Here is an 11,875-nt window from a genome sequence, read left to right as displayed (position 1 = left end):
TTTTTTATTGCCCCCGTTTAGTGCATATGCGAAATTTTCCTCAAGATCTTGATTATTTTTCTCTTTAACCCACTCTCCATTTGTACAAACATATCTACTTGGCGCTTTCAATAAGGTTCCCGGTGAAAAATTAGTGCCTTGAAATTCTATTAAATGACAACCATCAGATGACTGAGCAATATCTAACGAAGCATAAGGATTACTAATTTTATCAAATATACTCTTTGCATAATCCAAGGTTTCTTTTGGAGGCTTTATGTGCTCAAATAGTCCACTACCACTCGCTCTAAAGTCACCCTCTTTAATATTTCTTTTTAAACTATAGTACCTGTCACCAAATACTAAAATTTTAAAATCATTCGCTAAATTAGGTATAAAGTCTTGCTCAACAAACCTATTAAACCCTTTATGCCTGTAGTTGTATATTAAAAACTCTTCAGCTTGTAATCTAATTTTTCGTTGAAATTTTATTACTTTTCTCTTATTCGATACATTGAAATGCTTTTTCTTAATATCTAATAGATCTTTTTCATTCTTTACTAAAAATACACCACTACTACCTGCTCCACTTACTGTTTTCAATACTTTTGGTAATGGTAAGTTAGAGTCATCAATATCAAAGAAGTAGTTTCCTTTTAAATCACCAAAACCTAATTCAGTTCTATACAACTCCTGAAATCCTTTATTTTCGTGACTCATAAGTATATCGTAACTCGGTATGATTCTACATTTTTTATTAATGAAATACATGACATCTCTTAGATATAGTCTAATATTCTCCTCATCACTAGAAGTGTAAAAAACTATATCCGTTTTATCAAAGTCAATATGCATAAGGTCATTGATAGTTATAATCTCACTATCAAAATTCAAAAGACTTGACACCTTATTGACATCTAGACTCTGCCAACTTTGACCAGTACTACCAAAAAATCCATTAGGTAGTGTAGCGATATATACCTTCATAATCTTAAGCCTCTACAATTAACATTTCCATTTTTTACCTAAAAATAATATAACTTTATCTATGAAAGTATATTTTTTAACTATATATTGTGAATTTGATGTCATTATTAGATAAAACATTAGTAAAAATATATCATCTTCTAGACTTAATTAAATCACTGATAATTTCATCAGTATATTCACCTAAGAATGACTCCCCTGCGTTTTGTGGGATTCTTATAGTTTGACCAAACAAATTTATCTCTATACATCGCCATTTATCAGTAGAGTCTAGGGCCATATCAAGACTGATTATACGAGCACCTATAACAGATCTAGCAATATTTTTACTGGCTTCAACCAAGTCTTGGTATAGTGGGAATTTCTTCCCTTCAAACACAAAACCTGAATTAGGATGACTTAAATATTTTGTTTCATCTATATCGGTTGCATACTTATTCAGTATTCCATTGAGTTTTATACTGCAGACAATTCCGCCATCAGATACATTATCCAAGCTTCCATCTTTTCCCATACGTATACCGGAATTGAGCATATGTACTACATTATCTTTATCTTTATATAAACTTACACGAACAGTATTTATACTATCTTTATTAAAAGCATTGATTAGTTCAGACTGTTCTATCTTTTCTTGGACTACTAAGTTAGGATGTTGTTTTATAATTTCTTTAATATCTTCCTTGCTATCAACAAAGTAAACATCCTTACCACCATAACTGTCTTTATTAGGCTTAATCACAATAGGAAAGTCAGTATCATCAATCTCTTTGTCAATAAACGCTTCAATATCATCTATAGCTTTGAATTCATACGTATAATAACTACCATCTAGCTTATGAAAGAAGTCTTTTGGGAAAATACCTCTACCAAACCATTTGTTATATACGCTTTTATGCGCTAGAAACCCAACATTTCTTTCATTATTTAAGAATCTTTCAAGATATAAGCTATAAAACTCTTCAGGAATAATACGCTTATTGAAGGATCCAGATAATGATTTTGATATCTCTACTGTCTTGAAGTTAATAACTGGAGATACAGCTTTCCAATAATTACGGTATTCCGTCTTCTCATCTTTTGTTAGACTTACTTTTTGGAAGCCGGGAGAGTTATATATTGATTTATGAAGCCTATGAAATGCAGAATATGCTGACAAAAACCTCCAACTCCGAACAATTTTATTTTTTACAATTTTTTTAGCTTTCATGCTTTACGCCCTCGTTTATTTTTTTGAAATAGAAGTAGGATCCAGATCCTAAAATTAATTGACCTATAAATATATTAGTAGCTCCCCCCAATAGTCCAAACTTATAAATAAGCGGGAACGATAATATAAATCCTATTGTTGATGCTATTATTGTAATTCTCATTACTATCTTATCGTAACCTCTTGAGATTAGATAGTTAGTAGAGTAAACACTGTAGAAAACAATAGCTAAAAACCCAGCAATGAGAATATAAAAGACTTCTGAGTCAAAACTATACTTTATACCAATAATATCAAAAATATACTGATGTACTACTAATAAGAAAACTGAAATAGCTGCTATCAAAATTAAATAATACTTGCTAAAGATGTCAAACTTTTCTTTATACCTAATTAAGTATGGAAAAGCCACACCTGATACCACAGAATTAAAGACAGTCAATAACTGTACAACTTGTCTTGTAGCACCAAAATAACCTGCAGATGCCTTACCCAATATCATTCCTACAAGAAAATTGGTAGTATTGTTAAAAAGATTCGGAACGAATTGATTTATAAATAATGGGAAACCAATCCTTAATGTCTTTTTAACTCTTTTAATGCCTACAAAAATTAACTTTAAATTGAATTTACTTATTATTATATAATGTGAAATTAATGATACTATAATATAGCTTATCCCTAATAAGAATGGATATATCCAATAGTCTTGTGGAGCTTTGATCAATATAAAAACTCCTATAGTGAATGAAAGCTTAACTATAAGATTTAAAACCGTTATATAACCCATTCTTTCAACACCCCGAAAAAACCATTCAGGGAATAAGGTTTGACCTATAAGCATCAAACACATCAATAGATATACGAGTAAATCCTCTTTAAACTGTGGTACAAGCAGAATTATCGGTACTAACACAGCTAAAGAGAACAACAGTAAGTACATTTTAGTAATAATTGTTTTACTGTAAATAAAACTTAGTTGTCTCTTATTGGCTCGATGCCTTGCAATTTCTCGTGTCGCTGATAGATTAAAACCATAGTCTGTCACTGCTTGAAAATAAGCCATTAATGACAGTGCTAATACGATCGCTCCATATTGTTGTATCCCTAATACCTTAATTAAATAAGGCAAAGTAACGAAGGGTAATACAGCATTAACAAGCTTTAAAACTGCTAGTGAAAAAAAGTTTTTTAGCAGTTGGCTAGTATCTTTATTACGTAGCATGGTGCGAACTTTACTAATCATAAAACTCAACTATTAACGTAGCATGGTGCGAACTTTACTAATCATAAAACTCAACTATTAATTTGCTAACGACTTAACGTACCAAGGCATGGCTTTATCAATACCTTGACTAATATCAAACTGAGGCTTATATCCTAATAAGTTTTTTGCTTTAGTCACATCTGCTTGAGAATGTCTTACATCACCCTCCCTAAAGTCTCGATATACAGGCTCTTTATCATACTTCACATCATTTCCTGCTAATGCTGACTTAATGGAGTTGAACAAATCATTTAGCGTCGTTCTATCACCTACTGCTACGTTGTAGACTTGATTCTTGGCTTCAGTATTGGTAGATGTTGCTGCTAGTATATTCGCTTGTACGGTATTGTCGATATAACAAAAATCACGGCTGGTTTCGCCGTCACCGTTGATATAGACTTCATCATTAGCAATCATTGCAGCTGTCCACTTTGGAATGACCGCAGCGTAAGCACCGTCTGGATCTTGACGTCTGCCAAACACATTAAAATAGCGTAAACCGACAGACTTAAAACCGTAACTGCGTGCAAACACTTCTGCGTACAACTCGTTAACGTATTTGGTCACTGCGTACGGAGATAGTGGCTTACCAATAGCGTCCTCTACTTTAGGTAATGCAGGATGATCGCCATACGTTGAACTACTTGCAGCATAAGTAAAGCTTGAAACCTCTGCATCACGCGCTGCAACTAACATATTTAAAAATCCTGAAATGTTAGTCTCATTAGTGGCAATAGGGTCTGCAAGAGAGCGAGGAACAGAGCCTAGTGCAGCTTGGTGCAATACGTAGTCCGCACCTTCACAAGCCTTATGGCAGTCATCTACTTTTCTGATATCGCCTTCAATAAAGCGAAAACGTTGCCATTGCTCTGCAGATACTAATGACTGTACTTCATCTAGGTTTTTTTTGATGGCCTGTTGCAAAGTTATCCAAGCCTACTACGGTTTGATCCAGCTTTAATAAGGTCTCAAGTAAGTTTGAGCCAATAAAACCTGCCACGCCAGTAACCAACCATTGCTTTGGATTACTTGCTAGTTCTTGTGTTGTTTGTTCATATTGCGTCATGGTACTTCCTTATTATCTATATATCTTGTATTTACAGACGAATATCAGTTTCATCTTTTGCAAATACGTATTTTAAGTCATATAGCACATGTTTTTCTTTACCTAACTCTCTGATACTGCTGACGCCCATATCGGTAAACTCTGAGTGAGCAACTGCTAGAATAATACCGTCATAGTCTCCTGCTTGAGGCTCACTAACTGGTGTGATGCCATATTCACGCTGAGCTTCTTCTTTATCTACCCAAGGATCGTAAATATCGACTTCGATGTTATATTCTTTTAACTCATGAACAATATCGATAACTTTGGTGTTACGTACATCAGGACAGTTCTCTTTAAAACTTAGTCCAAGTATAAGTACCTTTGCACCCTCTACTTGAATACGTTTTTTGATCATATTTTTGATGAGCTGAGTCGTAACATACTCTCCCATACCATCGTTAAGACGACGACCAGCCAAAATGATCTCAGGGTTATAACCGATAGCCTGTGCTTTATGCGTTAGATAGTAAGGATCAACACCGATACAATGCCCACCAACCAGACCTGGACGGAACGGTAAAAAGTTCCATTTAGTACCTGCTGCAGTAAGTACCGCTTCGGTATCGATGTCCATCTTGTTAAAAATGACGGCCAACTCGTTAATCAGAGCAATGTTTACATCTCTTTGAGTGTTTTCAATAACCTTTGCTGCCTCTGCAACCTTAATACTCGCAGCTTTATGAGTACCGGCGATAATAATTAGGTTGTATACATCATCTACAAAATCTGCTATTTCAGGTGTAGAGCCTGCAGTGACTTTTAAAATATTGACAACTCTGTGCTCTTTGTCACCGGGATTGATACGTTCAGGACTGTAACCTGCATAAAAGTCTTGGTTAAATACCAAGCCAGACACGTCTTCAAGGACAGGGATACATACTTCTTCTGTTGCCCCTGGATAAACGGTAGACTCATAAACAACGATATCGTCTTTTTGATAATGCTACCTATCGCTGTTGAAGCTTTGATTAAAGGTGTCAATCAGGTTCAAATCAGGTTGTTTAAAATCATCAATAGGCGTCGGTACGGTAACGATAAAAAAGTTACAGTCCTTGAGCGCTTGAATATCTGAGGTATAGCTCAGATGTGTCGCTTGCGCTAGTTCTTTATCACTCACCTCTAGTGTATGGTCTGTACCTGATTGCAAGTCTGCAATACGATTTGCATTGATATCAAAGCCTATGACAGGGACTTTTTTACCAAACTCAACTGCTAGAGGTAGACCCACATAACCTAGGCCAATAACTGCTATCTTTATATCTTTGATGTTTCTCATAACGTTCCTTACTAGATAAGTTTATAAAATAGTTTTGATCATTTAGCGTAATGGTTGTTTTATTTGAGAAGGTTTATGAAGGCGCTGAACCTTCGTGATATCCCTCTACAAAATATTTGAACTCTTCTTTTAGCCATTCCACATCATGTGGCTGCGATCTACGGGTTAATTGAGACAGCATATTTTCGATATCCATTAGCGGGAAGCTTTGCTCCATCGCCTGTCGAATCAAGGGATGCTGAGTAGGCTCTACATTGTCATCACCGATGATAAGCTCTTCGTAGAGTTTTTCTCCAGGTCTGAGTCCGCTGACGACAATCTCCATATCTCCATCTGGGTTATTTTTATCTTTAAGCTTACAATCTCCATATCTCCATCTGGGTTATTTTTATCTTTAAGCTTACAACCTGTTAGATAAATCATACGTTTAGCAAGATCTACGATTTTTACAGGCTCTCCCATATCTAATACGAATACTTCACCACCTGTCGCCATCGCGCCCGCTTGAATCACCAAACTTGCCGCTTCTGGAATAGTCATAAAGTAACGGGTTACATCTGGGTGAGTCACTGTAATCGGACCGCCCTGCTCAATTTGTTTGGTAAATAATGGAATGACCGACCCTGAAGAACCAAGTACATTTCCAAAGCGCACCATGCTAAAGCAGGTTTTACTATTAACTTGACTCAGGCCTTGACATACAAGCTCAGCCAAACGTTTAGATGCACCCATGACATTGGTAGGTCTGACAGCTTTATCAGTAGAGATAAGTACAAAGGTCTCAACTTTGGCTTGCAGGGCTGCATAAGCGCAGTGATAAGTTCCTTTAGCATTATTGATGACACCCTCAAAAGGATTATGCTCAACAATAGGTACATGCTTATATGCCGCGGCGTGATATACCGTATGAATCTTATATTTCTTAAAGACCCTAATAAGCTTATCTTCGTTGGTCACATTGCCAATCATGGCAATGATTTGAATATCACTATAATCAGGGTTGAGCGTTTGCTGGTTTTTGAGCTCTTGATGAATACTATATAAAGCGTATTCAGACAATTCATAAAGAATGAGACACTGAGGTTTGTTTTTGATTATTTGCCGGCATAGCTCACTACCAATAGATCCACCAGCACCAGTAACCAATATGTTTTTACCTGATATATTTTTGCTCAATAGAACAGCGTCAGGCTCAACGGTTTGTCTGTCTAGTACATCCAAAATATCGACAGGACGCATCGTGCTTACGGTCACTTGTCCAGCAGCAATCTCATGTAAGCTTGGCAGCTGTTTAATCTTGACCGATACTTCTGCAAACTCTTCAATAATCTGTCTGCGACGCGCGCGACTAATAGAAGGCATGGCCAAAAATACTTGTGAGACCTCTAGCTTATCTACCAACTCTACTGTTTCAGCAGCGTCATGAATCTTCTTACCCAATAAGTAACCACCAGCCAGCTGTTGATTGTCATCGACAAAAGCGACCGTACGGTATTTATTTGAGCGCTCTAACGCATCGAACAACTCTCTACCTGCTGCACCTGCTCCATAAATGATAACGTTCTCTTGAGTTTCTTTATCGCTAAGGCGGTTAGGCTGACCACCATTACTACGCTCTAGTAACTCTCGTATACTTAAGCGACTGCCCCACAACCAAACAAAAAATAAGAATAGGTATAAGATAGGAACTGAACGCGGTATATCAGTTAAGATATCGAAGAAATTCATCACTTCATACGCAATAATCAGTACTATAAATAACTGTAATACATTGCGCATGACTCTATCAGAGAAGATACGGGCAACACCCCTGTAAAAGCCTATGAAATAAAGGCCAACAACAGGCGGTAGGGCATATAAAAACAGTGCTAAAGGACTCAGATGGTTAGCAATATCGCCATACCGTAAGGCCAAGGCAAAGAATAAACAGACCATTGACATCACAATATCTGTGGTCAGAAAGACCCCACGCTTTGCAACACGTGGCATCTCTAACAATCGCTGGGCAGTACTATATAACCGATTACCAGTGTTGTTATTTGCAGAATACGTTTTATTAAGCTCTGGCTTCATAGACATAATACTCAACTGGTTGTGTTATCGATATTATTGGGCGTTACCGTAAGTGTAAGTATAGTGATAGCTATTCTTACTCAAGATACCTTGCTGCAGATCATTGATAATGATGCCATCTACCTCGATATTTGCTTTATTCATCTGCTTGACAGCGTAATTCAACTGACCTTCTAGCGAATCGTTGTGACGAGTTACCATTACTACTTGATCAGCATATTTAGAAAGTATGACGGCATCTGTGGCTGCGAGCACAGGTGGTGTGTCAATAATGATGTAATCATAATGAGCCGCCAGTTCGTTCATCAAACCACCAAACTTCTCACTGGCTAGCATTGAAGATGGGTTACGAGCATTGTGACCACGTGGAATAAAATCAAGATTGTCTATATTAGTAGGATGAGTGATGCTCACCGCTGTACTTTGCTCTTCTGTAAAGAAGTCTGTAAGACCTGTGTCTTGTTCCATATTGAACACGTTATGAAGACTACCAAGGCGCATGTCTGCATCTATGACCAGAACCTTTTTGTTCAATTGGGCAAAGACTTCTGCTAAATTTGCAACGATAAAAGACTTACCAACGTTTGGACTCTCGCCTGTGACAACGATGACACGGCTGCGTTGATTGGACTTGGCGATGCTTGGCATACCAAACATTAGATAGGTTCTTAGACTTTTTATGGCTTCATAAGTTGCACTATTATGATCAGAGTAAGACAATAATCTGTTAGTCACGCGCTTGTTTTTGCCTAGACGGTTTAGTGCTTTTGAGCGCGGCACTGTTGCTATCACTGGAACACCCGTATTAGACTCGACCATTTCAGGATCTCGAACCACGTTACGCATTGCACTTCTAAGTAGTACTATCAGGGCACCTAATATCGCGCCTAATACAGTAGCTAACAAAATCACTAACTTATCTTTTGGTGCGATAGCGTTATAAGTACTAACAGGCAAGTCAACAATGCGTGCATAACCGATCTGACCTGCTTTGACGATTTTTAGTTGCTCATAGTTTGTGAGCATAGTGAGATAAATCTCTCTATTGATATCGACATCTTCTGATAACTTTAAAAACTCTCTTTGAATCTCAGGCAAGCCTGCAACCGTATTGTTGATCTCTTGCTTTCTGTTGTTTAATACTCTCAATTGATCGTTGATCTGAACAACCAATGGATGCTCATCAGTGTAATAAGTAGATAGTTCTGCTTGTTGAAGCTTTAGATCACTCAACTGACCATCGATTCGAGATTCTTCAGCTAACAATAGCTGGGCTTCTTGAGCAACATCGATAGTACCGTATCTTTTACGAAACTCGTTAAACGCTGCTTCAGACTCTTCAAGCTTTTGCTTTAGGACAGGAATTTGTGTTTCCATGAAATCGAGCGTTTTGGTGGTTTCTTCAGAGCTACGAGCCTTATTTTGATTAACATAAGACATGACGATTTCATTTAGAATCAAGGTCGTTTGTTGCTGGTTTGGTCCGGTCAAAGACAACTGAATAAGACCAGTCATATTGCCTGTTTCTTCAACTGTCAAATTACCGTTTATGGCATCTGTTGTGATTTTTAACGATTGCTTAGTGATACCAATAGGCTGACCATTGGAGGGTAGGTCTTCTACCGTAATTTCAATTGGACCTTTTGTGCCTTTAAATTGATGTGGCTGATTAAGCTGGCCTTTAAAAGTATCTACGCCACTACTTAATACAAAACCCGTATCGGATCTGCTTAGAGTAAAACCTTGATCTAGGTATTCTTCTGATACATCAAACTGACTGACTGTTACTTCGCCACTTTCAGTCTGTAATGACACTCCCTCTTCAGAATGCACAGGCGTGTTGATTCGATCCTCTACTATTCTATCTATCGCGTTAATCTCAGGATTTTTTAGGCGAATCTGTAAGTGCAATGAATCAACGACTGGTTTTAATACCATTCGTGATTTTATTAATTGAGCTTCTTCTTGAGACTGACTAATCCCAGAGCCAACCAAGTTAGAGATGTTTTCACCCAGTGCTGAGACACCTTGCGGATTGGCATCAATTTGTACCAAGGCATCTGATTGGAACGTTGGATTGACGTAGCGGGTATATAATATTCCTGCTATTAACCCCAACAGAGTGAAAAAAAGCAAGGTTTTCCAGCCACGTAACAACGACCCAAGTAGGCTTGAGAGATCGATTTCTTTATTATCTCGATCACTGCCAGATGTTGATAATTTCTGTGAGTCTGTATTCATATTTATATCCGCTACTTAAATGATTTTTTCATTCCATTGCTCGAGACTATCAATAATATTGCTCTTAGCAATCTCAAACACCGATGTAGGTAACCCATAAGGGTCTTCAATATCTTTACCGATCCAATGACCAATTCGAAACGTTTTGCCTCGGCAATGTGGCCACTTGTCTTCAATCCACTTGGTTTGACTGGTTGACATTGTCAAAATCAAATCTGCCTGTCGTACTAAGTCTTCGCTAATCTGTTTGGCAATATGTGATTCAATATCTGTATCGTCAGTGGCCATTACTTCAATTGCTTTGGTGTCAGCAGGGTAACCTACCAATGCTGACACGCCAGCGGAATCGATATGCTTTTGTGGATAGCGCTTGGCTAGCATCGCAGCTGCCATTGGACTACGGCATATATTGCCTACACAAACGATTAAAATATTATCAAATGCCATAATCGACGCTTTTATCTATAAACCTGAAATTAGGTTTGCCGCAGAAGTCGATGGTAATAAGGCACTAATCACACGGTTCCAGCGTGTGAGACCCGTTGGATCGACATAAACGATGTCGTTAGGCTGCATCTCAAAACGATTGGCCAAGGCAAAGCTTGTGATAGTCTGCATATCGACATAATAAATGTTGGTATATTGCGCTTCTTTATTATCACGAACGATGTAGATCTTGGCAGCATCAGCAGTACTAGCATTGAGTCCTCTTGACTCTCCTAATACACTAGATAAGCTCAGTCCTTGCTCAAGGATTGGTATAGGCTCGATTTGTCCAAACTCACCCAAAACAAATACCCTATTACGGCTCTGGCTGTTGACGTGTATAGAATCACCATCTTGTAAGTATATTTGGTTGGCTGATGAACCCATTTCACGTAATGACTGTAGACCTAGCTCGTAGCTCTTCCCATTGCGATTCAATATAATATTGTTTGAGTCACCAGTTTCAGTTGCTCCTCCCGCCATAGAGATCGCTCCATAAAGCGTCACAGGGGCATCTTCAATATTAAACTCACCAGGTTGTCTGACTGCACCATCAATAAAGAACTTATTACCACGGTAATTGATGACTTTTACTTGTGGATCTGCATACTTAAGATACTTCTGCAATCTTGCGCGTAAGTTGTTCGTAAATTGCGGCACACTCAAACCACTTGCTTTAATACGACCTATCATAGGAAACTGTATAAAGCCTTGTTGATCTACAGGAAAACCTGAAGCATAAGGATTAGAGCTTCCGGCTGACGATGCAGATGCAATATCTGGATAACCAACCAGCTCTATACTTAAAATATCGCCATCAGCAATACGGTAATTGACTGGATTAGAGGATTGAATCAGACGTGTCACATCATCATTACGCACAGCCACTTGCTTAGGTGGTAGCGTGGCCAGATTTAACGGCTGAACATTAAATCGAATACCGTTCTCTGCTACAAAAGTACCATTAGGGGGTAAATCTCCAGACTGCAAACCTGCGTTGATAGTGGTCGCACAACCAGTGAGAAACACAACAGCTGATAAACATAATGCGTTCAACAACTTTGAAGAGTTTTGCGTAGGGGTAAAATGCTTATTGACCATAATGTCTACTCAACCTTATATCCTTCAAAACGAGTATATTAATTACCTCTGCACACGACAAAAAAAACAAAAAAAGTCTGTTAAAGCAAAGGCATAATAGTAATTTTTAAGACGAATAGACCATGCCAAACGGCCAAGGCGGATGTA

At 37.9% G+C, this 11,875-nt stretch carries 8 protein-coding genes and 2 pseudogenes; all 10 read right to left on the bottom strand.

Annotated features, from left to right (window positions below; translation table 11 throughout):
- A partial coding sequence (locus PENNN9_RS03650; RefSeq protein ID WP_058368383.1) for an ATP-grasp domain-containing protein occupies positions 1-966 on the bottom strand: 966 nt, incomplete at its 3' end.
- 133 nt (positions 967-1,099) lie between these two features.
- Positions 1,100-2,176, bottom strand: coding sequence for a sugar-transfer associated ATP-grasp domain-containing protein (locus PENNN9_RS03645; protein ID WP_058368382.1), 1,077 nt, complete (start codon positions 2,174-2,176; stop codon positions 1,100-1,102).
- On the bottom strand, positions 2,166-3,401 hold the full coding sequence (locus PENNN9_RS03640) for a flippase (protein WP_227511710.1): 1,236 nt from the start codon (positions 3,399-3,401) through the stop codon (positions 2,166-2,168). The genes PENNN9_RS03645 and PENNN9_RS03640 overlap by 11 nt, the downstream gene beginning before the upstream one ends.
- 78 nt (positions 3,402-3,479) lie before the next feature.
- Positions 3,480-4,509: pseudogene (locus tag PENNN9_RS03635) on the bottom strand (NAD-dependent epimerase/dehydratase family protein).
- 31 nt (positions 4,510-4,540) lie between these two features.
- A pseudogene (gene tviB, locus PENNN9_RS03630) lies at positions 4,541-5,827 on the bottom strand (Vi polysaccharide biosynthesis UDP-N-acetylglucosamine C-6 dehydrogenase TviB).
- Positions 5,828-5,900: 73 nt separating this feature from the next.
- Positions 5,901-6,152: a polysaccharide biosynthesis protein gene (locus PENNN9_RS13250; RefSeq protein WP_264752891.1), complete on the bottom strand. Its 252-nt coding sequence runs from the start codon at positions 6,150-6,152 to the stop codon at positions 5,901-5,903.
- Complete coding sequence (locus PENNN9_RS03625) at positions 6,077-7,906, bottom strand: polysaccharide biosynthesis protein (RefSeq protein ID WP_264752890.1); 1,830 nt, start codon at positions 7,904-7,906, stop codon at positions 6,077-6,079. The genes PENNN9_RS13250 and PENNN9_RS03625 overlap by 76 nt, the downstream gene beginning before the upstream one ends.
- Positions 7,907-7,933: 27 nt before the next feature.
- On the bottom strand, positions 7,934-10,141 hold the full coding sequence (locus PENNN9_RS03620) for a polysaccharide biosynthesis tyrosine autokinase (protein WP_058368380.1): 2,208 nt from the start codon (positions 10,139-10,141) through the stop codon (positions 7,934-7,936).
- Positions 10,142-10,156: 15 nt separating this feature from the next.
- Entirely contained in the window at positions 10,157-10,588 is a 432-nt protein-coding gene (locus PENNN9_RS03615) for a low molecular weight protein-tyrosine-phosphatase (RefSeq protein ID WP_058368379.1), read from the bottom strand.
- 15 nt (positions 10,589-10,603) lie between these two features.
- The gene (locus tag PENNN9_RS03610) at positions 10,604-11,728 is read right to left on the bottom strand and encodes a polysaccharide biosynthesis/export family protein (protein ID WP_058368378.1); all 1,125 of its coding nucleotides are present in this window, start codon (positions 11,726-11,728) and stop codon (positions 10,604-10,606) included.
- Between the last annotated feature and the right edge of the window lie 147 nt (positions 11,729-11,875).

Origin of the sequence: Psychrobacter sp. ENNN9_III (genome assembly GCF_001462175.1) — a bacterium.
In the GTDB taxonomy this organism is placed as follows: Bacteria; Pseudomonadota; Gammaproteobacteria; order Pseudomonadales; family Moraxellaceae; genus Psychrobacter.
This window is presented reverse-complemented; position numbering and strand designations above follow the sequence as displayed.

What these genes read in the sequence shown, in the direction of transcription:
- PENNN9_RS03645 (WP_058368382.1), bottom strand. Translation starts at nt 2,176, where the DNA reads ATGAAAGCTAAAAAAATTGTAAAAAATAAAATTGTTCGGAGTTGGAGG.
- PENNN9_RS03640 (WP_227511710.1), bottom strand. Translation starts at nt 3,401, where the DNA reads ATGCTACGTAATAAAGATACTAGCCAACTGCTAAAAAACTTTTTTTCA.
- PENNN9_RS13250 (WP_264752891.1), bottom strand. Translation starts at nt 6,152, where the DNA reads ATGGAGATTGTCGTCAGCGGACTCAGACCTGGAGAAAAACTCTACGAA.
- PENNN9_RS03625 (WP_264752890.1), bottom strand. Translation starts at nt 7,906, where the DNA reads ATGTCTATGAAGCCAGAGCTTAATAAAACGTATTCTGCAAATAACAAC.
- PENNN9_RS03620 (WP_058368380.1), bottom strand. Translation starts at nt 10,141, where the DNA reads ATGAATACAGACTCACAGAAATTATCAACATCTGGCAGTGATCGAGAT.
- PENNN9_RS03615 (WP_058368379.1), bottom strand. Translation starts at nt 10,588, where the DNA reads ATGGCATTTGATAATATTTTAATCGTTTGTGTAGGCAATATATGCCGT.
- PENNN9_RS03610 (WP_058368378.1), bottom strand. Translation starts at nt 11,728, where the DNA reads ATGGTCAATAAGCATTTTACCCCTACGCAAAACTCTTCAAAGTTGTTG.